This window comes from Acetobacter sp. DsW_54 (genome assembly GCF_002153575.1).
Lineage (GTDB): Bacteria > Pseudomonadota > Alphaproteobacteria > Acetobacterales > Acetobacteraceae > Acetobacter > Acetobacter fabarum.
Genome location: NZ_JOPD01000002.1, coordinates 231,279 through 256,466, shown reverse-complemented (window position 1 = coordinate 256,466; position 25,188 = coordinate 231,279). Strand labels below are relative to the sequence as shown.

The following is a 25,188-nucleotide window of genomic DNA, read 5'->3' as shown; positions in this document are numbered from 1 at the left end:
ACGTGCCCCCTGTGCCCACGCAAACAGCGTTGTAAGCGTGGCTTTAAGCCCTTACACAACGCATGAAGAATCTGGCTTAACGCCGCGCCGCTTTTAAGGAGCTTTCCTCATGGCTGGTCTTTTCCGTCTTTTCCATTCCCGTGCCAGCGCCTCCCGTCCTGCCCGTCTTCTGGGCCGTCTGGGGTGTGCTGCTTCCGTGCTGGCTCTGGCCGCATGCGCCACACCGGAACAGAAAACATACGATATGGCTCTGGCAGATGCCCGCACGGACCCAAGCCTGTGCCAGTCCATCCGTTACTACCCACTTCTGGCACAAGCATGGCAGAAAGCCCACATGGGCGGAGATGCAGACATGCAGGATGCCTCTGCCCCACCAGTGGGCAGCCTGCCTCACCTCAAGGTTACAGCCTCGACCGCAGTCCCGGATGTAAGCTTTCCGCCCTATTCCCAGCGGGCCTGCCGCATGACTGTACAGGCTGGCGACCATGCGCCCGAAACCGGGTTCATGACCGTGGCCTACTTCATGCACAACGGCAAAGTGGATACCTCGCTGGTCAAATGGAACTCCGATACCGAAGTTTCGAAGTATTATGACGAACTCAAGGCCAAGATCAGCAGCGGTGTGGATATGAACAACCCCACGCTCAAGGCCTGCATGACGCACTACCCTGCCCTGCAGGTCAACAGCACCGACCCTGCCATGCAGCAGGCAGCCGTGGGCCTGCGCGCCCTGCTGATCCGCCACTGCCTTGCAGACCATGCAGCCCTGAAAAACCTGTATTCGGATATGTATTTCATTCACCGCTAGGCCTTGCGGCCCACGCCATACCCACCATGCCGGCACAGCCCTTGCATTGAGGCCCAAAAGCCTCATCCTGCACGGAGCAGGCCCCTAGCTTACAGGATAACAGACCCCATGAAGTACCAGTCCATCGCCCCCGACTTTGCCGTAGCAGGCCAGATTACCCCCAGCGATATTCCCGCAATCAAGGATGCCGGGTTCAAAACCGTTATCTGCAACCGCCCCGATGGTGAAGAAGCAGGCCAACCCACGGCTGAAACCATTGGCGAGGCCGTACGCGCGGCGGGGCTGACCTTTATTGCCATCCCCATGGCTGCGGGCGTGCCCCCCACCTCTGACGTGGTGATTGAAACGCAGGAAGTGCTGAACACGCTGCCGGGGCCGTATTTTGCTTACTGTCGCTCGGGCAACCGCGCTGCACAGGCTTGGATGCAGGCCACACAGGGCTAACCCCTGCTGCCACTGCGTACAAAATAACAAAGGCCGTCCGGTTGGGCGGCCTTTGTCACAATAATTTGATAGCGGTGAAAACAGGCCCGTTTCAGCCCGGTTCCTGCCACCCTCCCATCTGGCACAGAACCTGCCAGTGTTCTGCCGAAACCGGGCAGACAGACAGGCGGGACTGACGCACCAGCGCCAGCTCCTCCAACCCCGGCTCGGCCTTAATCCGCGCAAGCGTGACCGGCTCTGGCATGGGGCCTACCGCCTGAACATCCACACACACCCAGGCTCCGCTTTCGGCCGTGGGGTCCGGGTAGGCGGCACGCACCACTTCCACCACCCCCACAATCGCGCGTTGCACGTTGGAATGATAAAAAAAGGCCCTGTCCCCCACCTGCATGGCGGCAAGGTTCTTTTTGGCCTGATGATTCCGAACTCCGGTCCATGGCTCTACATGATTTGCAACCTGCTCGTCCCAGCTGAACGCGTCAGGCTCGCTCTTTACCAGCCAGAATGCCATGTTATTCCGCCAGTTGCCCATCGCGGAAAACCGTACGCAGCGGGCGCACGATTACGCTCTCAAACAGGTCCACCTTGGCGTAGGGGTCGGCGGCGGCAAAGCCTTCTGCGCTGGCACGGTCCTCGGCTTCAAGCAGGATCAGGCTACCGCAGGGTTTGCCGTCTGAATCAAGCTGTGGGCCACCAAACTGGATGGCTGCCTTGTTAAGCTCCAGAAAAGCCAGATGCTGGGCGCGGGTGGCCATGCGCAGGTCCAGCGAGCCGGGGCGATCCGTACAGATAATGGCAAACAACATGGCTCATTTTCCTTCTGTTGTGTCTTGCGGGCATGGTCGCCCATGAAGAACTGCATCGTGTCAGAACGCTTATAATGATATAAAGGAGACGGCAGCAGTCCCACTTTGAGGCATATTGCCCCCCACGGGCAAGGGTATCCCCCTCGCCCATAAACCAGACAGACGGAGCGGACCAACTTTTGAGCGCCTCACCGACCCTTGTCGCGCGTACTGGCAGTTTTTTCCACCGTTACGCCAACCCCGGCCGGTTTCTCAAGCTGGGCGCACGCCTCCAGCCATGGCTGACCTGGCCGGCCATTGCCTTTACCCTTGCGGGCCTTGGGTGGGGGTTGTTCTACTCCCCCGCCGACTGGCAGCAGGGGGATTCCGTGCGCATCATGTACGTGCATGTACCCGCAGCCATGCTGGCCTCGGGCGGGTATGCCGGGCTTGCTCTCTGCGGCCTGCTCTCGCTCGTGTGGCGCCACCCGCTGGCAGATCTGGCGGCAGTGGAAATTGGCCCCGTTGGGGCATGCATTACCGCCCTGTGCCTGGCCACTGGCTCCATCTGGGGCAAACCCATGTGGGGCACATGGTGGGTGTGGGATGCGCGCCTGACCTCCGTGCTGGTCCTGTTTTTTCTCTACCTCGGGCATATCGCCCTGATCCGCGCGTTTGATGACCCGCAGCGCGGCTACCGTGCTGCCGCCATTCTGGCGCTGGCCGGGGCTGTGGACCTGCCGATTATCAAGTTCAGCGTGCAATGGTGGAATACCCTGCACCAGCCCGACAGCATTACCTTGACCGGTGCACCGACCATGTCATCCTCCATGCTGTGGCCGCTTGCTCTTTCCACCATCGGGTTCTCGCTGGGTTTTGCGGCCATTGTGGTCGCCCGCACCCGTGCCGCCGTGATGGAAAGCCGCATTCGCGCCCTGCTGTCCTCCCCCCGTCGGGGTGGAGGAGCGGCATGACCCACCTCCCCTATATTGTGGCCAGCTACGGGCTGGCCGCCATTATGGCGCTTGTTCTCTCCCTTGGTGCGGCACTCCGGCTTAAACGCGACCGGGCCAGACTGGCAGCACTGGAGCAGACCCATAACCGCAACGCAGGAACACCCCTTACTCCATGACCCGCAAGACCCGTCGCCTCTGGCTTGTCCTTGCCTGTGTTGCCTGCCTTGGCACCGCGGCCGCCCTGATCCTGCGGGCTTTTTCTTCCGACATTGTTTTCTTTGTCACCCCCTCGCAGGTCGAAGCCTCACCCCCGCCAGCGGACCGCACGGTCAAGCTGGGTGGCATGGTTGTTGCAGGCTCGGTCAAGCGTGAAAAACACGGTGAAACCCCCGTTGCCACCTTTGCCGTAACCGATGGCCAGGCCGCCGTGACCGTGCAGTATGAAGGGATTTTGCCCGACCTGTTCCGTGAGGGGCAAAGTGTTGTTGCCATTGGCACGGTCAAGCCTCCACACGGATTTGTGGCGAACGAGGTTCTGGCCAAGCATGATGAGACCTACATGCCCAAGGAAGTAGCCGAAGCCCTTAAAAAATCCGGCAAATGGGACCCCCGCTTTGGCCCGCCCCCCAGTGCTGCAAGCTGGAACAACATGACCGTGCAGGACGCAAGCAAGAGCCTTTCCGCCCCCGCCGCGGCAAACTGAACAGCCTGACTTAAAGAAGACGGGAGCCTCCCCCCAGATATGTTAAGCCCCGAACTTGGACATTACGCCCTTGCGCTGGCCTGTGTGCTGGCTGCCGTGCAGGGTATTATTCCCCTTATTGGCGCATCCCGGCGCGATGCGCGGCTTATGGCGCTGGCTCCCGGCCTTGCCATCGGGCAGATGATCGCCCTTGGCGTCTCCTTCCTCAGCCTGATTTACGCGGCGGTTACGGACGATTTTTCGGTCCAGAACATTGCGGAAAACAGCGCGGTTTCCAAACCTCTGCTCTACAAAATAACCGGCGTATGGGGGAACCACGAAGGCTCCATTCTGCTCTGGGCGCTTATTCTGGGCCTGTGTGGGGCCGCGGTGGCGGCCTTTGGGCGCAACCTGCCCTCCGCCCTGCGTGCGCGCGTTATTGCCGTGCTGGGCCTTGTAGCCACGGGGTTTGAACTGTTCTGCCTGACCACATCGGACCCATTTGCCCGCATCTGGCCCGCCCCCATGGACGGCCAAGGCATGAACCCCCTGCTACAGGACCCCGGTCTGGCCTTCCACCCCCCCATTTTGTACACGGGTTACGTAGGCTTTGCCGTACCTTTTGCCTTTGCCATTGCCGCGCTGATTGAAGGCCGGGTTGATGCAGCATGGGGCCGGTGGGTACGGCCGTGGGCTGTGGCTGCATGGTGCTTTTTGACCTGCGGCATCGCCATGGGGTCCTGGTGGTCCTATTACGTGCTGGGCTGGGGCGGCTACTGGTTCTGGGACCCGGTGGAAAACGCCTCGCTCATTCCGTGGCTGACAGGCACCGCACTGATCCATTCCGCCATTGTGGTGGAAAAGCGCGAAGCCCTTAAAATCTGGACCGTACTGCTGGCCATTGCCACCTTCTCATTCTCGCTGTCGGGCACGTTTCTGGTGCGTTCGGGCATTCTCAACTCCGTGCATGCCTTTGCAAACGACCCGGCTCGCGGGGTGTTTATTCTGGGCCTGCTGGGCGTTGTTATTGGTGGCTCGCTTGCCCTGTTCGCCTACCGCGCCCCAACCCTGACCGCAGGCGGGCTGTTTGCTCCCATCTCCCGCGAGGGGGCACTGGTGCTTAACAACATTCTGCTGTGCTCCCTGTGCGCGGTGGTGCTGACGGGAACCATGTATCCCCCCTTCATGTCCCTGTTGTTTGACCGCACCATTTCGGTTGGCAAACCGTTTTTTGATGCAACGACCATTCCGCTGGCACTGCCCCTGTTCATTTTCATGGGCTTTGGCCCCATGCTGCCGTGGAAGCGCGCACAGCTCTGGCCTGTGCTGCAAAAGCTGTGGCTTGCCGCCATTGTGGCGGCACTGGCCTGCGCGGTTGCCGTGTTTGAACTGTCTGGCGTGCTGGCCATTCTGTGCGCTGCTGCGGCATTGTGGGTTATTGCAGCCAGTGTGACCGATCTGGCAGAGCGCACAAAACTGTTCCGTGTGCCTGTTGCCACATCCCTCCAGCGGGCACGCATGCTGCCCCGCGCCATTATTGGCACGGCCATTGCCCATGCCGGCGTAGGCATTACCGTGCTGGGCCTTGCCGCCATGTCTCAGGCACAGCACAAGATTGTGGAAGTGCCTATTGGTACTACCGAACAGCTGGCCGGGTATGACTGGACACTCAAGGCCGTGGAGCAGGAACCCGGCCCCAACTACACGGCCATGGTCGCCACGCTGGAAGTCCGCCGCAATGGCAGGCTGGTTACGGTCATGCACCCATCCAAGCGCAGCTTTAACAGCCAGAACCAGACCACAACGGATGTTGCCATCCACACCAACATGCTGGCGGACCTGTACGGCGTTCTGGGCGACAGGCACGGCCCGGACAGCAGCCCGACCTATGTGCTGCGCCTGCACTACAACCCGCTGGCACCATGGATGTGGCTGGGTGCGCTGATCATGGCGTTTGGGGGAGCACTCTCCCTTTCTGACCGGCGCATGCGCGTAGGCGCGCCACAGCGGGCCAAATCCACCCCTGCAAGCACGAGCGTAGCATGACCACACCTTCGGATAACCTGACCCGCCGCCGCCTGCTTATGGCCCTGCCGCTGGCCGGGGCCGGTGTTGCCGGTGTTGCCTTCTGGAAAATGCTGGATGGCATGCAGCACGGCTCCTTCAACCCGCATGACATCAACGCCCCCGTGCTGGACCGGCCAGTGCCAGACTTTACGCTGGCCCCGCTCCCCCCGGCAGAAGGGTTTACAACGCAGGATCTGCAACAGCTTACCAAGCCGGTGCTGGTCAATTTTTTTGCGTCATGGTGCATTCCCTGCCTTGCGGAAATGCCAACCCTTATGACCCTCAAAGACAAGCTGACCATGTGGGGCATTGCCTACAAGGACAAGCCCGACAACGCTGCCAGCTTTTTGCACCATTCCGGCAACCCTTTTACCCGTCTGGGGGATGACCATACCGGCCGGGCCGGGATTGAATGGGGTATTTCCGGCGTGCCAGAGACTTTTCTGGTAGGGCCGGGGGGGATTATCCGCTGGCACACAGCAGCCCCCCTTACGGATGAGACCATTAACAAGGTCCTGCTGCCACTGGTGCAAAGGCTACAAACACCATGACCATACGCCGCAAACTGGCCGCCCTTGTGGCAGGCCTGCTCCTTATGGCAACACCGGTGCTGGTACTGGCGGTGGATGACCCGTCCGAAATGCTACCCAACCCGCAGCAGGAGGCCCGCGCTCAGGCCATTGGTGCACAACTGCGCTGCCTGGTGTGCCAGAACGAATCAATAGAAGACAGCAGCGCCGGTCTGGCGCGTGACCTGCGCCGCGTTGTGCGCGAGCACGTTGCCAAGGGCGAGAACAACCAGCAGGTCATGGACTGGATGGTGAGCCGTTATGGCAACTTCATCCGCCTGAAACCTGCTTTTTCGCTGGGAACGCTCCTGCTCTGGGCCATGCCGGTGCTGGCTCTGCTTATGGGGCTTGGCACGGCTTTTCTGTTCTACCGCCGCAGGGCCGCAGCGCCACCGCCGCCCCCCCTGACCGAAGATGAAAAGGCCCGTCTGGCCAGACTGACAAAGGACTGAGAGCATGATCTGGCTTTCCATCGGGCTGCTCAGCCTGCTTGCCCTTGCCCCGGCTATTGTAACACTGTGGAAGCGCACCCGCGTTATTCGGGATGAACGCAGCACCGCACTGGCCCTGCATGAAGCCCAGCTTGCAGAACTGGACCGCGACCTTGCCATTGGCCTGATCGCCCCAACCGAACACGACGTAGCCATACTGGAAATCCAACGCCGTATTCTTTCAGCCGATGCAGCGCCTTCCACAGCACGGGCAAACAGTTCGGCCATGCTGGGCTGGTTTGGTCTTGCGGCGGTGCCTGCTCTGGCCATTGCCTTATACCTGACCAACGGCACACCTTACCTACCAGCCCAGCCCCTTGGCCCAAGGCTGGTGGCCCAGCATATGCAGAACCGCAAGGCTGATGCGCTTATTGCCCAGCTTCAGCAAGCCATGGCCAGCCTGCCTGCAGATGATCCCAACAGGCGGCAGGGCTACCTGCTGCTCGGCCAGTTGCAGGCATCGGGTGACCATTACGCGCAGGCAGCGGAAGCATGGAACCATGCTCTGGCGCTGGGCTTTGACCCCGAGCTGGCTGCCCGCACGGCAGAAGCCATGACAAGGGCCGAGCACCACGTTACTGCGCAGGCACTGGCGCTGTTCCGCAAAGCACTGGACGCTGCACCGCAGGATGCACCGTGGCGCCCCGCAGTACAGGGCCGCATTGCACAGGGCGAGCATGATCAGGAAAACCCCTGATCTGCCTGCCGTTATTTCTGGCTAGAACCTAGAACCCACCGCCGGGCCGTGGTGCAAAGCCCCGGCCCCAGACATCTTCCGTTGTGCGTACCTGCGGTGGGCGTGGCTGGCACGAAATAAGATACAACCCCACGACAAACACGATGTTTGAAAAGGCATTGAACCAGACCGCCGTCCCGAATGTGGGCGGGGAGGTCAGTGCCTGATACACAACGTACAGGGCGAACGGGATAGAAACAATCCGTATGCTGACAAGCATATGCCGCAGCGGGTTGGGTTTTCCCGGTTTGACCAGCACGCGCACACGGCCAAGCCCGAAAAAAAAGCTGACGCACAGGCACCAGACCAGCACATTAAAGATCATGTTGCCAAAATCGTGCATGCCGGTCAGCACAAACACAGCAATAATGGAAACGGCAGACAGCAGCAAAGAGCCAAACTGGCAGCTCATACCGGCATCAAAGGCCGAAAAGCGTTCTGGCAGCCTGTCTGCCATGGGCTGGCAGACCCGGTCCAGCAGCCAGCTATCCATCCGTATTATACGTTCACCCAGTGTCATGGCTGCATCATAACGGATTATGTGCCGTGATGCACGAAAATGCCGTGCATCACACACTCACCACCCAGCTTGTAACTCAGGCGCTTTTTGTTGTGTCGGGGGTAGGCAGCACGCCATCGGGCGTATGCTTGTCCACGGCGTCGGGCAGAAAATGCACCAATGCTGTGACCACGGCATCGGCTGGCAGGCCGGTTTTTTCCACCAGCGCATGCACCGCATCACTCCCCAGAATGGAGCGGATTTCATCCGGCGTGGCGGGCACATTGCCGCTCTGGCTGATCCATGAGCGCACCTTGTCGCCCAACCCGGCCTGATCGGCGCGGTCCAGCAGGGTCTGGATTGTCTGCGGCTGAGCCAGGGACTGGAGCTGCTGCTTGACAAGTGTCTGGACATCTCCGCCCAGAACGCTCTCGACCTTACCTACAATGCTCTGAAAAAAATCAGACATATCCACCATCTTTCCCATATACGCCACCAGGGCGGCCTGTCGGCAGGCAAGGCACTATTTGGTCATGGAACGAATAACAGATCCATGCAATACTTATAAGAGAAAACCGGCTCCAGACCGACTTTCCCCGTTTGAGAAGCGATAGCTGATATGCGTCTGAACCCACAAGGAAAAAACGGGAAAACCAGCTACGGTTACAACCAGATTCCCCAGCTTCCTCTGTTGCAACAAAGTAGCCATTGTGCCCAGTCTTTCTTTTCCCCTGCTTGACAGGATCGGTCGCCTGCGGGCCTTCCGCCCGTTAGGGCCGCCGGGTGTGCAGAGCAAACTGCCTCTAAGCTGGCTGCTTGCCCCCACACCATCCGCAATAGGGTTTGCCCTGCGCACAACCGCGGCCGCCCTGATAGCGCTGGTCATTGCCCTGTGGATGGAACTGGACGACCCGCAATGGGCCGCCATGACCGTATGGATCGTAGCACAGGGTTCACGCGGGGAGAGCCTTTCCAAGGCACGCTGGCGTCTGGTGGGCACAGGCATTGGGGTGGTCATGTCCATCACCCTTATTTCGGCCTTCAACCAGACCGCGTGGCTGTTTTTTCCCGCATTGTCGATCTGGCTGGGGCTATGCTGCGGGCTGGCAACCCTTGTGCGCAACTTCCGCTCCTACGCGCTGGTGCTAGCGGGCTACACAACGGCCATTATTGCCATAGGGGCCATCCCCCACCCCGAAAACGTGTTCATGACCGCCATGTCCCGCGCGACCTATATTGTGCTGGGCATTGTATGTGAAAGCACGGTTGCAGGCCTTTTTGCCCATAATCTGGCCGAAACCGCCCGCCGCAACATCCGCGACAAGCTCCGCACGGCCCTGAGCAACGTATCCGAGGCCGTAGCCAGCCTGCTGGCCGGGGATGATGAAGCGCTTATCCGCTCACGCGCCATGTTTGGCCCCATCCTGTCCATTAACGACCAGATTGAATTTTCTGAAGCCGAGATGGGCCCCCATGGGCATGAAGGGGACCACGCCCGCGCAGCCCTTGCTGCGGTTTCGGTCCTGCTCTCACGCGGGTTGGGCATGACCGTGCGCCTGCAATACGTCCAGACCGACCAGCCCATATTCCGCGAGACGGCCTCCAACGTCAGCACTTTTCTGAGCAGCCTGCCTAACCGCCTGAACACGGAAACCGGGGTCCGCGGCATTCTGCGCGACCTGCAACTACTCCGTGCCGAATGCCACCAGCAGATTGTGGATGCCCTTACGCACGAAATCGGGTCCGCTTTTACGCTGGAAGACGAACACGACCAGATTTCCGCCCTGCTGGACGGGCGGATTCTGCACAACGCCATGGACGAACTGCTGGGTGAGCTGGAACAGGCCATTCGGGAATACGATGCCAGCCAGCACTTTATTCGTGGTGACCACTTCCACTTCCGCCTTCAATCCCATGTGGACAAGCGCGAAGCCGCCTATAACGGCGTGCGTGCTGCCGTGGCCCTGAGTGCCGCCGGGCTGGTGTGGGAATGCACGGCATGGCCCACGGGCCTTGGCTTTATTACATTTGTTGCCATTGTGTGCGGGCTGTTTGCCACGCGGGAAAACCCGGTTGTTGCCACCACCCAGTTTATGATCGGTGGCATATGGGCTGCTCTTGTTGCGTTTTTTCTGGTCTTTTTTGTCCTGCCCACACAATCCAATTACGAAATGCTGGTCGCCACACTGGCCGTGCCCATGTTTGCCGGCGGGCTGGCCGCACGCAACGCCAGCACGGCCCTGCACTCTGCCGCCTATACCCTTTTGCTCCCCAACTTTGTGCACCCGCTCAATCAGGGCCGGGTGGATGAGGTCACATGGTTCAATTCCACATGGGCCATTCTGCTAGGGGTATTTTTTGCGGTTCTTATTTTCCGCGCCGTGCTGCCCTTTAACAGCGCAGCCGAACGCTGGCGCATGCGCCGGACCCTGCTGCGGGACCTGCGCACACTGGCTTCGGCCGAGCCCACCCCCATGACGCGGGACTGGATTGGCCGCAATATTGACCGCTTTGCCCGCCTGATCCGCCATGCTGGCCCCACACCTTCCCCCACCATTGAGGGCTGTCTGCAGGGCACACTGGCTGCCATGACCATAGGGTTGAACATTATCCGCCTGCGTGCGCTGCTGCACCGCAACCAGATCCCCCCCGCAGCGCGCCGGGCCATAGAAATTGTCATGAAGCGGATGAGCCATTTTACAGGCAAATATGGCCACACAGCCCATGCCGCCCGTGTAGCGACCACTGCATTACGCCGGATGGAAGCCGCCGAGCCCAACATTTCCACCCGTATTGAACTCACCCGCGCGATTGCCTACCTGATTGTGGTTTCCCACGAGCTGGATGCCAATGCCGTGTTCCTGGATGCCACGCGCCCTTACCGTGCGGTTTGAAGCTTAAAACTGGGGTGATCTCAGGCAGCACCCCACGCAGGACTGCTTACCCAAAAGGCACCGTATTCCGTGTATGAGTATGGGTATGAGTATGGCGGGGCGGATGCACAGCTTTGGCACGCCAAACACCTGCCAACCCCATGATCAGGCCCAGAGTGAAGGGGCACTTGCATGCCCCTTTGCACAAAACATCCGGTTCAGAGTAATGCGGCACCAAATGGCAGATACGCCACAATAACCTGCTTAATGGGCTTCAACATCATGGAAGCGGGTGTAATCCACCGTAATGCGCCCATCGGGGCGGGAGAGCACAATATCCACAAAACGATGGTTATGCTGCACTCGGTCAAACCTGTATGCGGTTCTTGCAAACACGGTCTGGCCCAGAGCCTCGTCCGTACCGGTCACTGTGACAATAATCTCGGCTTCCTCGCCTTCGAGTTCAGCAACCGTTTTGCCATGCAAGGGGCTATCTGGCGTAATGACGTGCGCCATGACAAAGGCAAAGCGCAGCACCGGCACATGGGATTGCATAAGCAGAAGCTGGTCAAACTTGCGGACCAGATGGCCATTATCGCTCATGACCAGGCGGGACAAAGCCACTTCAATATCGACCGATAAAATCACGCTCATCCGCAAATTGGCAATGCGGATGCACAGGGCGGGTATTCCCCCTTCATTACTAATGACGGCTATGTTGCTGAACATCAGTCTGGCACGGGGGCGGGCAAAACGGGCAAAAACCACGCCCGTTGCAAGGGCTGTCAGCATCATGCCGACAAACACCTCGATCGAGACAATGGCATTGGCATAAGCCCCGATCGGGCTCATGGTCCCGTACCCCACGGTCGAGAGTGTTTGCACACTAAAAAAGAACAGGGACAACAATGTACCGTGCGAGAGCCCCGTAATCTGGTTCGGGGCCACCATGTACAGCAATGCAAAAACAAGGTTGAGCACAACGTAGGATACAACGGCAATGGCAGCAAAAGCGGGCCAGCTTGCCGTAAGTGCATGGTGGTAAAGGTCACTCCATACGCTGTCCTTCAAACCTACGCGCACAACATCGCGGTGGCTTTTTTCCTCAACCAGCGCATGGGCGCGAAAGCGCCTGACCGCCTCCTTGGTACTTAAATGAAAACGCCCCCCTTCCTTACCGCTGGGTCTGGGGGCAACATTTTCCAGCTTGGTGTGGCGTTCTGCCTCCACTTGACGGCTGCGTTTTCTATAATGGTGGAAAAGTCTTTTCATCATCACCGCTCCGCGCGCACAGCCGGGCAGACGGGCTTGCGCTTGTTTGCGGTGTTACACAGCAAGGCAGGGTCTGTGCTCCATGGATTATGCATGGAAGACCTGCTTAACTTGCGATTATTTTTTAGGTGTCATGCTTTTTCAAGCAAATGGAACAAAAACACCTCTCAAGTGCTGTGTATAACACACCATAACTTGATACCCTGCCTTACACAGCGCCTGTATTCCCTGCTGCAAGGGATACAGCACCAAGCGCGCGATACCGTAAGGAATAGGGCGTAGGAGCACTCACCCACTCATGCCTTGCGGGCAATGCAGCTTATGCCAATGGCAGCACAGGGTGCATGGCTTTCTGGCAGACCAGTAAAGCCATGCACCAAAACTAGCTGGTTAGGGTGCGCTCTCGGTTTCCGCAAAGGGTCTGAGCACAATATCACCCGCACTGCGTGCCCATGCCCGAGCATCATCCGCTGGTGGCGTGGCATTGCCTTTGGTCAGGCTACCATGGACCAGCGTTTGCGCATCCATCCGGTTCAGGCTGCCAGATTGTGCGGCTGCACTCTGCGCGGCCCGTGCCCACAAGGCATGCGCCTTGGCCTGATCGCCCTGACTGGCAGCAATCCGCGCGGCAAGGGCAAGTGCCCGCGCCATGTCGTGGTATGCAGCCTCACCCTGACGCAGGTTTGCTGCTTCCTCCGCCTGCTGTTCGGCCAATGCGGGGTTGGAGTGACGGAGCACGCGTGCCTGAATCTCGGCCCGGTCAGCTTGCTGTGCCACGGAGAGTGGCTGCTTAAGCCCGCTCAAATAAACCCCTGCGGCCTGAAGAGCGCTTTGGTCGCCCTGCGCATCGGCGGCAAGGCCCAGCACAAGGGCTGCCCGTGCGGCAACACCCGTATCGGCGGAGCGCATGGCCTGCTGGGCCAGAGGAATAGCCTGCGCGTAATGGCCAAGCCGGTAATGGCTTGCCGCCTCAACCAGATCAAGCGAGGACATATCCTGCGCACCGCGTAACTGCACTGCCTGACGTGTGGCCTGTGTTGTCTTCAGCGCGTCATCCGGCGTGTTGGCGGCCAGTTGTGATACTGCGAGGTCGTACCCGGCCTCAGCCACGGCTGTTCCATCATCACGCACAATGGCAAGGTTGGCGGCCTTGCGGTACTGGGATACGGCCACCGTGTAGCGCCCCAGTTCAAAGGAATCCCGGCCGGCCATCATGGCCTGATCCCACGCCGCATCATCCTGCGCGGTGGGTTTGCTCTGGCTGGCCCCGCACCCGGCCACCAGCAGCGGGGCTGTCAGCACCAGCATGTGTGCAAGGCGTCTCATGGCCGCACCTGCTGGGGGGGCAGACGTTTATGATGTGTTACCTTATGCCCGCCCAGCAGCCACATCCCGCGCAACTGGTCGGTCAACTGCTGCAAGCCGTAAAGTGTGGTCTGGGCCTGTGCCAGCATGGCAGGCAGGTCTGCCGTACTGGCTTCCACATTACTGGCAATGGCTGGCAGGTGCGGTGTTGCGTCCTTTACATCCTTGGTGGCGGATTTGAGGTTGCCCATGGTGGCATCTGTTTTGCTCATGATCCCCGAAACCTGTTTTTCAATCGGCTTGAGCCGTTCGATCACAGCATCCAAAGAGGCAATAGTGGCTTCAGACTGGCGGATAAGCTGGTCATTGGTCATCAACTGCCCGATTGTGCCCTTGCCCGCGTGCATGTCGGTAATGGTGCCGTCCAGCTGGGCCATCATATGTCTGGCACTGGCCAGCGCGGGCATGATTTCGGCCTGAATACTGTTCAGGGTCGCGGTAATCTGGTCTGCGGGGTTGGGAGCCGGAGTGGCCGAAATAACGGCATAGCTCCAGTCCATCGGGTCCCCATGCCCGCGGCTGAGGTCCAGATAGGAAGCCCCCGTTACAATAAGCTGCTTACGGATAAGGGCTGTGCTGTCCCGCCGGACAAAGGGCTTGGCCTGTGGGTCAAGGTCAACCATGGCATACATGTTGCCAGACGGATTGAGCTTGATGCTGCGGATGGTGCCCGCATGCGCCCCCATAAGCTGTACGTCCCCGCCTACGGTCAAACCGCCCACGCCAGAAGCGGGCAGCACAACGCGCAGCCGTGCGGGTGGGGTCAGCCAGTCACGCAGCACACCTGCCTCGATAACCGCGCCCCCAAAAATGAGTATGCTCAGAAGCACAAGAAACCCGACCCATTCATCTGCATAACGCAGGGAAATGAGAGGTTTTACTTTCTGTCGTAAGCGGAGTTGGAACATTATCCCATCCGTACTGCTACAAGACCATCATCTGCAAGCCGCCAGGTTGCCGTAATACCCTGCCGATATTCCTGCCAGACTGCGTTATTCCTTACCAGCCAGATAACCCCGGCACCCCTGTCGCGCGCCTCGGTTATTGCAGCCAGAAAAGAATTGCTCAATTCTGCCGGACCGCTCTCAAGCGGGTCTTCCAGCAGTAACAAATGGGGCCTTCCCAAAAACGCCCGCACGCAGCTTGCGCGCAAAAGGTCATCCTCGGGTAAAAAACTGGGGTTTTGTGTTGGCAGACCGGGCAGGCCAAAACTTTCCGCCAACCGGGCAGCATCATGCACCAGATCATCAATCGGGCGGGTTGTGTGGTGCAACTGCTGCAACACAATTGCCAGATGCACCGGCACAAATTCGGGCCAGCTTGCCCGGTGCGTCACACGCCCGATACGCCCGCGCAGGGCGTTGAGTTCCCGGTCGCCCAGATCGGCCCAGTCCAGCCCCATAAACCGCACAAACCCATCATCCAGCGGCACAAGCCCACAGCACAGGTCCGCAAACATGGTGGCGTGCCCTATGTCGCGCGCTTCCACCACCATGCAGTCTCCGGGCATCAGCTTCATGCTGAACGGAACCGGCGGCAGCCCGCTCTCATCAAACGATGGAACGGCCTTGTTCAGTTCAAGCAGGGGGCCGGAAGCGTACACATCCATCTTACAGATCCAGACTGAACAGAACGCTCACCACCATCACAATCAGCATCCCGCGGGAAAAGCCGCGGGGCAGCAGGGTGCGTAGTGAATCCTCGTTTGTGGCGGTCAGCCCTGTTAGGCAGCCGCCCAGCCCCACCACAAACCCGACAGTAATGAACTTGAGCGGAATAATAACGTAATCCGTGCCGGACATGGCTGTTGCCACATCATCCAGAAAAGCCCAGACGGGGTTGTTGATCACCCCGGACATGCGGCTCATCACATACCCCGTCACAAGGGATGCGAACGAGAACAGGATACCCAGCGTAAACCCGGCCACGGTAAAAGCCAGTGTACGCGGCAGCACCAGCAGCAAAAAGGGGTCTATGCCCACAGCCTGCATGGAGCGGATTTCCCCCCCAATGCTCAACAGCCCCAGTTCCGTGGTGGAGAGCATGCCATTACGCCCCAGCAGGAGCACACCCACCAGAATGGGTGCTATTTCGCGCACGACAATATTGATCAGGATTGAGCCGGTCATGGTGGCAAGCCCGGTCAGCCCCAGCCAGTAAATAACCTGCGACACAGCGGCAAGCCCGGTCAGCACCCCGGCAAACATGGTGGCAACAAGCCCACCACGGATAATGTTGTTCATGGTGCTGATAAATTCGTAACGGACTGTCCGCCGCCATGAATGCGCGCGAAAGCTCTCGAAGATCACCCCCCAGGATGCACCCAGCATAATGAGCAGAAAACGCGCCTGCCTGCGCGTAAGCCGCCCGATCCATGCCAGCTTGCCAAGCCCCCACTGAACAGGGGCAAACAGCCTGCCCTGCCCTGTCTGCCCGGCAAGCACGAGGTCGCGCGTTGTATCGGTAGGTGGCGGGAGCGGCTGGGGAGCCTGCTGGTCGGTCTCACTCATCGGCGGGCTGCCAGCGTATAGGCACGGCCAAGACCCAGATGCGGCACAAAGAAGGAGCCACGGCTGCGGAACAGGTAGCGGTCACGCAGGTTGGTATAAACGCGCTCCGTAACCTGAATGGTACCGGGGTCTATAGCGCTTTCGGCCATCAGCTCGGCAAGGGAGACTGTCTGCCCCCACAGGTTGAACACCGTTGGCAACTGCCCCACGGCGCCACCAAACGCGGGGCCAAAATCCATACCCATGGTAAACACGGGTTCCAGATCGGCCGCAGCCAGTGCGCCCATAAATGTTTCACGCATTTTAAGGGCAGCATTGGCCAGACGCACCAGTGCTGTGGGGTCCGGCTCTGTTGTGCAGCCTGCCATACAGATCATGCGGTGCCCGGCCACTTCCACCGCAAACAGGTGCTCTTCCTGTGCAACGCTCTGGACCTGTGTGGCCAACTGGTTGATCAGGGCGATCAGGGCTGCGGTTTCCTTGTTCCCTTCCACTACGGGGTCGGAAAAGCTGACAACGAGCACGGCAACAGAGGGGTAAATACTCGCACCTGTTACGTCCGCCATTTCATCTGCCCGCATCAGCAGATTATCGGACATAGGCGTGCCAGTGACCGCCACAGGAGCAGAGGTTTTGCTGTCTGCCACGGGTTTCTGCTGGGCTTCCAGCACATCCTGCGCGGCAAAGCGTGTACCCGCAATGCTGGCCATGAGCTCCACAAAATAGAGCAGATGCGGCAGCATGACCGGGTCTTCCAGCGCAAGCATACCCAGCGTGCCATGAGGGCCATGCACAGGGTACACAGCAAGTGCGCGCGTACTGACCTCACGCATGACCAGCCGCTCAAACCGTGTCGTACGTTCATCCGTTGCGGCGTTGCTGACGGAGAAGGAAGACCCTTCCTCTATGGCATCAAAGAACTTGCCCAGTTCTTCCCGCCCCATTTCAAACCCGCCGGAATGGGTGTTCTGGGTCCGGTCATAGGTATCATCACACACCATGGCGGCACCATCGTGCAGGAAGCGCCACAGGCTGGCGCGGCGTGCACCCGTAACCTGCGCGAGCTGTTCCGTAAGCACCAGCGCATCGGCCGCAGGGTCAAACAGGTGCGGCGCCACAGCCACCTGCTGCAAGGCACCACTTTCCTGCGCGACCTGAGACTGCTGGACCGCAAGCCTGCGGTTGCCTGCTTCCGTCCGGCGCAACTGGCGGATGTAAAGTGCCCCCAGAAGGAGCGAAAACACCGTAACAATCCCCGCGAACTGGAGGCTCTGGCGACTACTCTGGTGCGCAAAGCTGCCAAAATCGTTTTCAGGGGCGGCAATCAGCAAAATCCAGCCCTGCGAGTAACGCGGCAAGGCGGAAGCCATGGTAATATAGGTCTTGCTATCCCACTCCACATGCTTGGGGCCAAAGCCCCGCACCCGGTAATGGTCGTACCCCAAGGCAAAAACCGGGTAGATTTTGGGGTCCAGCACCATTTTGTCCGGGTCCCAGCCTGCGGCTTCCGCGTGCTGGGTAAGGTTACGCCCTGCAATCACCCGTCCTTCACCATCCACAATCATGGCGCTGCCGGACTTGCCGATTTTGATTTTATCCAAAAACGCGCTCAGCTCATTGAGCGAGATATTGGTGGCAAACACCATTTCATGCCCGTCATCACGCCGGAAGCGGAGCGAACTGGTCATGACAAACTGTTTATCGGTCGGGAACAGGTAAGGCTGCGTCCACTGGATGGTGTCTTTGCCAGCCGTGTTTTTGTACCACGGGCGCACGCGCGGGTCGTAATCACCCGCGGGAGCATCATACTGCCGGACCTGCTGCCCCGCGGTATTGAAAAGAACATGATGCAGAATTTTTGCGCCACCCGGCTGCGTCACAAGGCGAACATGGTCCAGCACGTCCTTGTCGGGGGAGCGGGTGATCAGCGTAAAATTACCCTGATCATCGGCCAGATAAAAAGACTGCAACTGCGGAATTTTTTGCAGCATGACGCTGCCGTAGGAATAAAAGACCTTGTCCGACACCAAAGGCGGGGCATGTTCGATCATGCCTGCGGCAATCAGGTTTCCGGCGGCGGAAGGTGCAATATAGTCCCCCACTTCCTGCCCGATATAGTGCTGGGTTGCCTCCATAAGCTCACGCGTGAGAACAGAGACACCCTCGCGTGTGGTGCGGTATGAACTGATGCCCACCCACGCAATGGCCCCAACGGTCATGATGATCAGCACAAAGGGGAGGACCATGTGCAGCAGCACCCGCCGAACGGATGCATTGTGCTGAACTGTCGGGTCTATGATCTCTTCAGAAGACACGCACCAAATTCCACTGCCTGTTGGTCATGAACATTCATGCCCCTACCACCATAGCGCCCGGCAAGGCCGACCGCACAATGGCAAAGGTGGGCTCTCCATACAACAGAGATGTCTATTTGGTAACGTGCCTGTCGGCAGCAGAGTTGTCCACCCTTTTAAGGGGGTGGCAGATCAGACCGCCAGTTCCACCTCAAACCGGGTTTGCACACCCAGCGCCTGACCAAGCCGGTCCAGCCCACGCCGCACGCTTTCGCCCTTTACGGCAACACGGGTGGAGGTCAGGGTCAGCACCAGTTCCGCCCCATCCCATGCCAAAGATGTGCCCTCCAGCAGGCTCCCTGCCCCGCCGGACAGCGAATAGGCCAGACGCAACGCCAGACCACAGGCCACGGCATCGCGCCGCTCCTCATCACTCAGCAGGGTAAAGGACGGCATAAGAGCGGGTGCGCTCATATCCACCGAATAGCGCACGGCCAGCGCCAAAGACAGCCAGACACGCGCGCGGTGGTCAAACCCTGCCCCCTGCACACGCAAAATCCGCAGGTAGGTCTGCTCGGCCCGGTATTCCGGGTGGTCGTGGCTACCAATATCGGACAGCCAGCAGGCTATGCGGCGCAGGTGCTGTTCTTCTGCCGTTTCGTTCTGTTTGATGCAGCCTGTCCATGTCCACAGGATTTCGGGCAGGGTGTTGCTGCGGCCAAAGCGTGCACACATGTCACGCGCAACGCTTTCCATCGGGTCCTGGGGCAGATAACTGGGGGCCACATTCATCATGTACCAGCCCTCGCGCAGGCCATCCACGCAGAACACGATCTTGCTGGGCTGGATTTTTTTCATCAGCCTGCGCAGGACCACAGCGGCAAAGGGAATATCATCCAGCCGTTTGCGCGGCGCACCGGGCAGGCGCTCAAGGCTGCGGCGGGAGCTGTTCTGGAGCCAGCCGGTCATCTCACGCGCTTCCTGCACGTCCAGCGTGTAGTAGTGCACAATGTTCAGCGGGTACTGGGTGCGTGCAATCTGCAGGCGCGCGAGCGCACGGAACGCCCCCCCGACCAGATAAAGCGGCTGCCCCCGAACTCTGGACAGCCATTCAACACCATCAATGTCCTGATCAGTCAGCTGTTTGGCAACGTCCAGATCCCCCTCGCACCGATCCGCCAGACGGATCATGCCCAAGGGCAGGGTTGTGGCATCATGCCGTCCGGTTTCGGTCAGGTGAATAAGTTCGAGCGACCCGCCCCCAACGTCGGCTACCAGCCCGTCTGCTCCAGGAATACCGCACATGACCCCAATGGCGGAATGGTCAGCCTCCTCCTTGCCAGACAGAATACGCACCGGCACGCCGGGCATGCTCTGGCGCAGCATTTCCACAAAGGCGGGGCCATTTGTGGCGTCACGCACGGCAGCCGTGGCCAGCACCTCAAACGGGTCAGCCTGCATGGCACGCGCAATGGCATGAAAACGGCTGAGCACCTCCATGGCCATGCCCACGCCCTCATCATTCAGGCGGCCTGTGGTGGTAAGCCCACGACCAAGCCGCAGCACGGCCTTTTCGTTAAAAATGGGCAGCGGGTTGCGAGAAACCCCCTCGAACACAACCAGACGAACCGAGTTGGACCCAAGATCAACCACCGCTGAACGACGCTGCATGTCCGTCTCCATTACCAGCCGTTCCCGGGCAGGCCATTATGCTGCCCGGCAGTATGAAAGTGCACAGACATACGCGACATATGGGAAAAAGAAACCCCGTTTTCAGTCATCCAGCATCAGGTCTTTGGTCTGGGAGAGGGAGGCCGGGGCTCTGCTCAGGCTTTCATGGGCTGCGGACCCCCGCCCGGAAAGGGAGGGATGGGTCATGAACCATTCATGGGCAGAGAACGGTTTGGAGCCAGCGCCAAGCCGGCGCCATACTCCATTCTGCTCCAGTATCCACGACTGCAGGGTGTCGCGGATATTGGATACCATAATCTGGTCCAGCACCTGCGCGTGCACGGTGGGGTTGGTAATGGGCACCATGCTTTCCACCCGCCAGTCCATGTTGCGGGTCATCCAGTCGGCGGAGGAAATGTAAACCTTGGCATGGCGCGATGGCAGACGGTGGCCGTTGCCAAAGGCAAAAATGCGCGAATGTTCCAGAAAACGGCCAACAACGGATTTGATCCGGATATTTTCTGAAAGTCCGGCAACGCCGGGGCGCAGGCAGCATATGCCGCGAATGACCCCCACAATCTTAACCCCGGCGCAGGATGCACGGTACAGGCAGTCAATCAGGTCCGCATCGACCAGCGCATTCATTTTCAGCCAGATCGTACCCGGACGCCCTGCTTTGACATGCGCGATTTCCTCCTCGATCAGGTCCTTGAGCGTGCTGCGGATGGTAATGGGGGAAAAGGCGATTTCCTCCATCTGTGCCGGCATAGCGTAGCCGGTCACGTAGTTGAACAGCCGCGCCGAATCCCGCGCAAGCGCCGGGTTGCAGGTAAAGAACGACAGATCGGTATAAATACGCGCCGTAATGGGGTGGTAATTCCCCGTGCCAAAATGGGCGTAGGAGCGCACCTGCGCTCCCTCCCTGCGCACCACGAGGCTAAGCTTGGCATGGGTTTTAAGGTCGGCAAAGCCAAACACCACCTGCACACCGGCGGCTTCCAGCGCACGGGCGAGGCGGATATTGGCTTCCTCATCAAAGCGCGCACGCAGCTCCACCATAGCCGTGACCGACTTGCCTGCCTCTGCTGCCTCGATCAGCGCCTTGACGATGGGGGAATCGCGCGATGTGCGGTACAGCGTCTGCTTGATGGCAATAACATTGGGGTCCAGCGCAGCCTGACGCAGGAACTGCACCACCACATCAAAGCTTTCAAACGGGTGATGAACCAGCAGGTCCTTGGCCCGGATGGCAGCAAAGCAGTCCCCGTTAAAATCGAGTATCCGCTCAGGGAAGCGCGGCGTGTAGGGCGGGAAGAGCAGGTCCGGCCGGTCATCCACGATCATCTGCTTGAGGTCCGCCACCCCGATCATGCCTGAATGGACGGCAATTTCGTCCGATGGCAGGTCCAGGTCGGAGGCAATGGCTTCGGCCAGTTCGGCGGGTACGCGCTTTTCCATGTCCAGATGGATAACCACCCCACGGCGGCGGCGCTTGAGTGCGCTTTCGTAGGAGCGAACAAGGTCTTCCGCCTCGTCCTCGAACTCCACATCCGTATCGCGCACAACGCGCAGCACACCGCTCTCGCCCACAACCAGCCCGGCAAACAGCCGGTCAATGAACAGGGAGATCAGATCTTCCAGACGAATAAAACGCACGCGGGCAGGCTCGCCCGCAACGGCCTCACCCGTGGCAGGCAGGCGAATAAAGCGCTCAACCTGTGCAGGGAGCAGGATAAGGGCGTTCATGGCGAACAGGCCCGTGCCCTCGTACAAAAGGCGCAACCCCAGAGCCAGCCCCATGTTGGGAATAAAGGGGAGCGGATGGGCCGGATCGACCGCAAGTGGCGTCAGTACAGGAAAAATGCGATCCATGAAGCAGGTTTGCAGCCACTCCCTGTCCGCATCGTTCAGGTCCTGCGTTTCGCATAGTGTGACGTGGGATTTGGCCAGCAGGCTGCGCAGCTCTACCCATATCCGCTGCTGCTCGCGCAAAAGGCGGGCACAGCGTTCGCGCACTGCATCCAACTGCTGGGCAGGCGTGCGACCGTCGGGGGAGATGGTGGTCAACCCTTCACGGATCTGGCCAACAAGCCCTGCCACACGCACGGAATAGAATTCGTCCAGATTACTGGCGCTGATGGACAAAAAGCGCAGCCGTTCCAGCAGCGGGTTCCGGGCGTTGTCCGCCTCCTCCACCACGCGCTGGTTGAAATCGAGCCAGGAAAGTTCGCGGTTGATAAAGCGCGAGGGCGTTTGCAGGGTAACTTTGGGTTCAGCCACCTTTTTGGCACGGGTGCTGGCCGCAGCCCGTGTGCGTGAAGGTGCCCGCTTGGCGGGCGCACGTGTACGACTGACGGGGGTTGTATTCTTTTTATCCTGTGCCGCCACTAGCCTGCGCTCCCTCTCCTGCATTATCTGCCCCGGCAATCCGACCGATCCGAGGGCCGCACCAAACCGGATACACCGTCAACATATCCCAAACACGATGGCCCCGGAATGTTCGGGGGCGTCAAATCGCCATCATGTCATAAAACTGAAATATTCCTTTCACGGTTCACCATCGCGCGCAAAAAGTCCTTCCAGCACACTGGCCGCCAGAACGCGTGTGACTTTTCCGCCCGACGCCATGGCCGCCTGATCCAGCGCGCTAACGCAGTCACGCACAGCACTGGCCCGGCGCGGCAGGCGGCGCAACAGCCACTCCGTAACCTGCGGTGCAACAACAATCTGCCGTTCTGCAAGCAAACGCAACAACAGGCGGTGCAGCAGGTCCTCCTCCGCCTGCCCCAGCGGCACGGAGGAAGTCGCCCGCAGGCGGCTTGCCAGATCAGGCAGCACTGCGGGCCAGCGCGCAGGCGGCAGACGCCCCGCCATAAGAAGGAACACGCGGTGCTCACGCACCAGATTGATCAGGTGCAGCAGATCATGCTCGCTGGGCACACAGTCCGCGTTATCCAGTGCCACGGCCTTGAACCCGCCCTGGCTGAACAGGGCCGCCACATCGCGCTCGTTCAGCCGCTCACCCGCCATAACAGGCGCACCATACCGCCCCGCCCAGATGGAGAGCAGGTGCGTCTTGCCCGTCCCCCCTTCACCCCACAAAGCCATGCGGCCTTCGGGCCAGCGGTAGGGGGCTTCCGCATCCAGCACCCAGGCGCGCGCGGCCGCGTTGGAGGGGGCCGCAACAAAATCCGACCGCCCGAATCGGGGACGGTACACAAATGGCAAGGCTATCTGCGTCACCCCGTCACCTTCGTTTATGCGCCGCTTCCTGCCCTCTTTTGGGGGGCGGGAAGATGCTTTTGTTTCATCAAACCGCGTCATGCCGCTTTGCGCGCCGCCTCTCCTGCCGTAAAGACTGTTCGCGGGAATCCTGAGTGACCTTGGTTCCCGGCATCGACCTTACTCTCATTCGAACCAAGAGCGCACCCATGACGTCTTCTCCTAGCACCCCTTCCTCCGGCCTCACCTACCGTGATTCCGGCGTGGACATTGAAGCAGGCGAAGCCCTTGTTGACGCCATTCGCCCTGCTGCCAAAGCCACGGACCGGCCCGGCACCATGGGTGGGCTTGGCGGCTTTGGCGCTCTGTTCGACCTGAAGGCCGCAGGCTTTACCGACCCTGTTCTGGTTTCCTGCACCGATGGCGTTGGCACCAAGCTGACCGTAGCCATAGATAACGACCTGCACGAAACCGTGGGGATCGACCTTGTGGCCATGTGCGTGAACGACCTTATTGTTCAGGGCGCGGAGCCGCTGTTTTTTCTCGACTACTTTGCCACAGGTCGCCTGTCCGTTGCCTCTGCTGCCAAGGTTGTGCGCGGCATTGCCAAAGGGTGCGAACACTCCGGCTGCGCCCTTGTCGGTGGTGAAACAGCAGAAATGCCCGGCATGTACGCCGATGGCCACTACGATCTGGCCGGTTTTTCCGTTGGGGCTGCCGAACGCAGCGCCCTGCTGCCCGCAGGCATTGCCGCGGGTGATACACTGATCGCCCTGCCCTCCTCCGGTGTGCATTCCAACGGCTTTTCGCTCGTGCGCCGCATTGTGGCCGATGCCCACCTGACATGGACCGACCCCGCAGCCTTTGCACCGGGCCGCACGCTGGGCGAGGCTTTTCTGGAACCCACGCGCCTGTACGTGCGCCCCGTTCTGGCCCTGCATAAAGCAGGCCTGCTGCATGGGGCCGCCCACATTACCGGTGGCGGCCTGCCGGGCAACCTGCCGCGCGTGCTGCCCGACGGGCTGGATGCGGTTATTGATCAGGCATGGCCCATGCCCGCGGTCTTCAAATGGCTGGCCCGCACCGGCAATGTGGACAGTGCGGAAATGCTGCGCGTATTCAACTGCGGCATCGGCATGATCCTGATCACCCCCGAGCCGGACAAAGTGCTGGCCATGCTGGCCGAAGCGGGGGAAGAAGCCTTCCGCATCGGCTCCATTGCTGCTGCACAGAGCCCCGATGCCAAGCCTGACCTTAAAATGCAGGCAACCCCGGATTTCCGGGCAGCATGAGCACGGCAAAAACACCTGTTGCCATTCTGCTCAGTGGCCGGGGCAGCAATGCCACGGCCCTGATCACCGCAGCGCAGGACCCGGATTTTCCCGCACGTATCTGCCTTGTCCTGAGCAACAACCCCGATGCCCCGGGGCTGGACATGGCACGTGCCGCGGGCCTGCCCACACTGGCCATAGACCACCGCAGCTTTGGCAAGGATCGCGCCGCACACGAACGCGCCATTCATGCCGCACTGGAAGACTCTGGTGCGCAGGCCGTCTGCCTTGCAGGGTATATGCGCCTGCTCACCCCTTACCTGACCACGACCTGGGCCGGGCGGATGCTCAACATTCACCCCAGCCTTCTGCCCTCCTTCCCCGGCCTGCACACGCATGAGCGCGCTCTGGCTGCCGGTGTACGCCTGCATGGCTGCACGGTGCATCTGGTCACCGAGGGAATGGATGAAGGGCCTATTCTGGGTCAGGCTGCTGTTCCCGTTTTGCCGGGTGATACGCCAGACCTGCTGGCTGCACGCGTTCTGCAACAGGAGCACGGGCTTTATCCTCTGGCCTTACGGCATTTTTTAACGCAAAACCCGGCAACAGCGCCCAACGGCGCCGCGCTTGTGGTGGCGTAAGCCACCACCTCCCCTGCTTACCGAACGGTTTT

At 60.0% G+C, this 25,188-nt stretch carries 25 protein-coding genes; 12 read left to right on the top strand and 13 right to left on the bottom strand.

What is annotated here, in order from left to right:
• The first annotated feature begins 109 nt into the window (after positions 1-109).
• Together HK20_RS01735 and HK20_RS01730 are read left to right on the top strand one after the other, a co-directional pair.
• Positions 110-808: a hypothetical protein gene (locus tag HK20_RS01735; RefSeq protein WP_233129031.1), complete on the top strand. Its 699-nt coding sequence runs from the start codon at positions 110-112 to the stop codon at positions 806-808.
• Positions 809-916: 108 nt separating this feature from the next.
• Positions 917-1,252: a TIGR01244 family sulfur transferase gene (locus HK20_RS01730; RefSeq protein WP_086645360.1), complete on the top strand. Its 336-nt coding sequence runs from the start codon at positions 917-919 to the stop codon at positions 1,250-1,252.
• Positions 1,253-1,343: 91 nt separating this feature from the next.
• Here the strand turns inward: HK20_RS01730 and HK20_RS01725 are convergent, their stop codons facing one another.
• Together HK20_RS01725 and HK20_RS01720 are read right to left on the bottom strand one after the other, a co-directional pair.
• On the bottom strand, positions 1,344-1,763 hold the full coding sequence (locus HK20_RS01725; RefSeq protein WP_086645359.1) for an EVE domain-containing protein: 420 nt from the start codon (positions 1,761-1,763) through the stop codon (positions 1,344-1,346).
• A gap of 1 nt (position 1,764) precedes the next feature.
• Positions 1,765-2,058, bottom strand: coding sequence for a YciI family protein (locus tag HK20_RS01720; protein WP_086645358.1), 294 nt, complete (start codon positions 2,056-2,058; stop codon positions 1,765-1,767).
• Positions 2,059-2,237: 179 nt separating this feature from the next.
• Here HK20_RS01720 and HK20_RS01715 point away from each other — a divergent pair, with 179 nt between their 5' ends.
• Genes HK20_RS01715 through ccmI form a run of 7 tightly spaced genes read left to right on the top strand, consistent with a single transcriptional unit; the run spans position 2,238 to position 7,499 of the window.
• Complete coding sequence (locus HK20_RS01715; protein ID WP_086645357.1) at positions 2,238-3,011, top strand: heme ABC transporter permease; 774 nt, start codon at positions 2,238-2,240, stop codon at positions 3,009-3,011.
• Positions 3,008-3,169, top strand: coding sequence for a heme exporter protein CcmD (locus HK20_RS12750; RefSeq protein WP_143221875.1), 162 nt, complete (start codon positions 3,008-3,010; stop codon positions 3,167-3,169). The genes HK20_RS01715 and HK20_RS12750 overlap by 4 nt, the downstream gene beginning before the upstream one ends.
• Positions 3,166-3,696, top strand: coding sequence for a cytochrome c maturation protein CcmE (ccmE, locus tag HK20_RS01710; RefSeq protein ID WP_086645356.1), 531 nt, complete (start codon positions 3,166-3,168; stop codon positions 3,694-3,696). The genes HK20_RS12750 and ccmE overlap by 4 nt, the downstream gene beginning before the upstream one ends.
• A gap of 39 nt (positions 3,697-3,735) precedes the next feature.
• A complete protein-coding gene (locus HK20_RS01705; protein WP_086645355.1) occupies positions 3,736-5,721 on the top strand; it encodes a heme lyase CcmF/NrfE family subunit in 1,986 nt (661 codons plus the stop codon).
• Entirely contained in the window at positions 5,718-6,293 is a 576-nt protein-coding gene (locus HK20_RS01700; protein WP_086645354.1) for a DsbE family thiol:disulfide interchange protein, read from the top strand. Before HK20_RS01705 ends, HK20_RS01700 begins: the two co-directional genes overlap by 4 nt.
• The gene (locus HK20_RS01695) at positions 6,290-6,763 is read left to right on the top strand and encodes a cytochrome c-type biogenesis protein (RefSeq protein WP_086645353.1); all 474 of its coding nucleotides are present in this window, start codon (positions 6,290-6,292) and stop codon (positions 6,761-6,763) included. The genes HK20_RS01700 and HK20_RS01695 overlap by 4 nt, the downstream gene beginning before the upstream one ends.
• A gap of 4 nt (positions 6,764-6,767) precedes the next feature.
• Positions 6,768-7,499, top strand: coding sequence for a c-type cytochrome biogenesis protein CcmI (gene ccmI / locus HK20_RS01690; protein ID WP_086645352.1), 732 nt, complete (start codon positions 6,768-6,770; stop codon positions 7,497-7,499).
• 28 nt (positions 7,500-7,527) lie between these two features.
• Here the strand turns inward: ccmI and HK20_RS01685 are convergent, their stop codons facing one another.
• Together HK20_RS01685 and HK20_RS01680 are read right to left on the bottom strand one after the other, a co-directional pair.
• Positions 7,528-8,058: a hypothetical protein gene (locus tag HK20_RS01685; RefSeq protein ID WP_086645351.1), complete on the bottom strand. Its 531-nt coding sequence runs from the start codon at positions 8,056-8,058 to the stop codon at positions 7,528-7,530.
• Positions 8,059-8,134: 76 nt separating this feature from the next.
• Positions 8,135-8,506: a YidB family protein gene (locus HK20_RS01680; protein ID WP_086645397.1), complete on the bottom strand. Its 372-nt coding sequence runs from the start codon at positions 8,504-8,506 to the stop codon at positions 8,135-8,137.
• 241 nt (positions 8,507-8,747) lie between these two features.
• Between HK20_RS01680 and HK20_RS01675 the strand changes: the two genes are divergently transcribed.
• Positions 8,748-10,931, top strand: a complete 2,184-nt coding sequence (locus HK20_RS01675) for an FUSC family protein (RefSeq protein ID WP_086645350.1) — start codon at positions 8,748-8,750, stop codon at positions 10,929-10,931.
• 243 nt (positions 10,932-11,174) lie between these two features.
• Here the strand turns inward: HK20_RS01675 and HK20_RS01670 are convergent, their stop codons facing one another.
• The 9 genes from HK20_RS01670 to HK20_RS01630 all read right to left on the bottom strand — a co-directional run bounded on the left by HK20_RS01670 (position 11,175) and on the right by HK20_RS01630 (position 23,346).
• Positions 11,175-12,185, bottom strand: coding sequence for an ion channel (locus tag HK20_RS01670; RefSeq protein WP_086645349.1), 1,011 nt, complete (start codon positions 12,183-12,185; stop codon positions 11,175-11,177).
• 387 nt (positions 12,186-12,572) lie between these two features.
• Positions 12,573-13,508, bottom strand: coding sequence for a hypothetical protein (locus tag HK20_RS01665; protein ID WP_086645348.1), 936 nt, complete (start codon positions 13,506-13,508; stop codon positions 12,573-12,575).
• A complete protein-coding gene (locus HK20_RS01660; RefSeq protein ID WP_086645347.1) occupies positions 13,505-14,455 on the bottom strand; it encodes an MlaD family protein in 951 nt (316 codons plus the stop codon). The genes HK20_RS01665 and HK20_RS01660 overlap by 4 nt, the downstream gene beginning before the upstream one ends.
• The gene (locus HK20_RS01655) at positions 14,455-15,156 is read right to left on the bottom strand and encodes an ABC transporter ATP-binding protein (protein WP_086645346.1); all 702 of its coding nucleotides are present in this window, start codon (positions 15,154-15,156) and stop codon (positions 14,455-14,457) included. Before HK20_RS01655 ends, HK20_RS01660 begins: the two co-directional genes overlap by 1 nt.
• A 1-nt stretch (position 15,157) precedes the next feature.
• Positions 15,158-16,057 (bottom strand): ABC transporter permease, encoded by a 900-nt coding sequence (locus tag HK20_RS01650; RefSeq protein WP_086645345.1) that lies wholly within the window; start codon positions 16,055-16,057, stop codon positions 15,158-15,160.
• Positions 16,054-18,372 carry an adenylate/guanylate cyclase domain-containing protein gene (locus HK20_RS01645; RefSeq protein ID WP_086645344.1) on the bottom strand — a complete coding sequence of 773 codons (2,319 nt, stop codon included), beginning with the start codon at positions 18,370-18,372 and terminating at the stop codon, positions 16,054-16,056. Before HK20_RS01645 ends, HK20_RS01650 begins: the two co-directional genes overlap by 4 nt.
• A 171-nt stretch (positions 18,373-18,543) precedes the next feature.
• A complete protein-coding gene (locus HK20_RS01640) occupies positions 18,544-20,034 on the bottom strand; it encodes a Ppx/GppA family phosphatase (protein WP_086645343.1) in 1,491 nt (496 codons plus the stop codon).
• Between the two features lie 90 nt (positions 20,035-20,124).
• On the bottom strand, positions 20,125-22,410 hold the full coding sequence (locus HK20_RS01635) for an RNA degradosome polyphosphate kinase (protein WP_198943865.1): 2,286 nt from the start codon (positions 22,408-22,410) through the stop codon (positions 20,125-20,127).
• A gap of 159 nt (positions 22,411-22,569) precedes the next feature.
• On the bottom strand, positions 22,570-23,346 hold the full coding sequence (locus HK20_RS01630) for a chromosomal replication initiator DnaA (protein ID WP_086645341.1): 777 nt from the start codon (positions 23,344-23,346) through the stop codon (positions 22,570-22,572).
• A 107-nt stretch (positions 23,347-23,453) separates the two neighbouring features.
• On the opposite strand from HK20_RS01630, the gene purM reads away from it, so the two are divergent.
• Positions 23,454-24,536 carry a phosphoribosylformylglycinamidine cyclo-ligase gene (gene purM, locus HK20_RS01625; RefSeq protein WP_086645340.1) on the top strand — a complete coding sequence of 361 codons (1,083 nt, stop codon included), beginning with the start codon at positions 23,454-23,456 and terminating at the stop codon, positions 24,534-24,536.
• Positions 24,533-25,156 (top strand): phosphoribosylglycinamide formyltransferase, encoded by a 624-nt coding sequence (gene purN, locus HK20_RS01620; RefSeq protein ID WP_086645339.1) that lies wholly within the window; start codon positions 24,533-24,535, stop codon positions 25,154-25,156. The genes purM and purN overlap by 4 nt, the downstream gene beginning before the upstream one ends.
• The last annotated feature ends 32 nt before the right edge of the window (positions 25,157-25,188 follow it).

What these genes read in the sequence shown, in the direction of transcription:
- HK20_RS01700 (WP_086645354.1), top strand. Translation starts at nt 5,718, where the DNA reads ATGACCACACCTTCGGATAACCTGACCCGCCGCCGCCTGCTTATGGCC.
- HK20_RS01705 (WP_086645355.1), top strand. Translation starts at nt 3,736, where the DNA reads ATGTTAAGCCCCGAACTTGGACATTACGCCCTTGCGCTGGCCTGTGTG.
- purN (WP_086645339.1), top strand. Translation starts at nt 24,533, where the DNA reads ATGAGCACGGCAAAAACACCTGTTGCCATTCTGCTCAGTGGCCGGGGC.
- HK20_RS01670 (WP_086645349.1), bottom strand. Translation starts at nt 12,185, where the DNA reads ATGATGAAAAGACTTTTCCACCATTATAGAAAACGCAGCCGTCAAGTG.
- HK20_RS01725 (WP_086645359.1), bottom strand. Translation starts at nt 1,763, where the DNA reads ATGGCATTCTGGCTGGTAAAGAGCGAGCCTGACGCGTTCAGCTGGGAC.
- HK20_RS01680 (WP_086645397.1), bottom strand. Translation starts at nt 8,506, where the DNA reads ATGTCTGATTTTTTTCAGAGCATTGTAGGTAAGGTCGAGAGCGTTCTG.
- HK20_RS01720 (WP_086645358.1), bottom strand. Translation starts at nt 2,058, where the DNA reads ATGTTGTTTGCCATTATCTGTACGGATCGCCCCGGCTCGCTGGACCTG.
- purM (WP_086645340.1), top strand. Translation starts at nt 23,454, where the DNA reads ATGACGTCTTCTCCTAGCACCCCTTCCTCCGGCCTCACCTACCGTGAT.
- HK20_RS01655 (WP_086645346.1), bottom strand. Translation starts at nt 15,156, where the DNA reads ATGGATGTGTACGCTTCCGGCCCCCTGCTTGAACTGAACAAGGCCGTT.
- HK20_RS12750 (WP_143221875.1), top strand. Translation starts at nt 3,008, where the DNA reads ATGACCCACCTCCCCTATATTGTGGCCAGCTACGGGCTGGCCGCCATT.
- HK20_RS01730 (WP_086645360.1), top strand. Translation starts at nt 917, where the DNA reads ATGAAGTACCAGTCCATCGCCCCCGACTTTGCCGTAGCAGGCCAGATT.
- ccmE (WP_086645356.1), top strand. Translation starts at nt 3,166, where the DNA reads ATGACCCGCAAGACCCGTCGCCTCTGGCTTGTCCTTGCCTGTGTTGCC.
- HK20_RS01695 (WP_086645353.1), top strand. Translation starts at nt 6,290, where the DNA reads ATGACCATACGCCGCAAACTGGCCGCCCTTGTGGCAGGCCTGCTCCTT.
- HK20_RS01630 (WP_086645341.1), bottom strand. Translation starts at nt 23,346, where the DNA reads ATGACGCGGTTTGATGAAACAAAAGCATCTTCCCGCCCCCCAAAAGAG.
- HK20_RS01665 (WP_086645348.1), bottom strand. Translation starts at nt 13,508, where the DNA reads ATGAGACGCCTTGCACACATGCTGGTGCTGACAGCCCCGCTGCTGGTG.
- HK20_RS01685 (WP_086645351.1), bottom strand. Translation starts at nt 8,058, where the DNA reads ATGACACTGGGTGAACGTATAATACGGATGGATAGCTGGCTGCTGGAC.
- HK20_RS01735 (WP_233129031.1), top strand. Translation starts at nt 110, where the DNA reads ATGGCTGGTCTTTTCCGTCTTTTCCATTCCCGTGCCAGCGCCTCCCGT.
- ccmI (WP_086645352.1), top strand. Translation starts at nt 6,768, where the DNA reads ATGATCTGGCTTTCCATCGGGCTGCTCAGCCTGCTTGCCCTTGCCCCG.
- HK20_RS01650 (WP_086645345.1), bottom strand. Translation starts at nt 16,057, where the DNA reads ATGAGTGAGACCGACCAGCAGGCTCCCCAGCCGCTCCCGCCACCTACC.
- HK20_RS01660 (WP_086645347.1), bottom strand. Translation starts at nt 14,455, where the DNA reads ATGTTCCAACTCCGCTTACGACAGAAAGTAAAACCTCTCATTTCCCTG.
- HK20_RS01640 (WP_086645343.1), bottom strand. Translation starts at nt 20,034, where the DNA reads ATGGAGACGGACATGCAGCGTCGTTCAGCGGTGGTTGATCTTGGGTCC.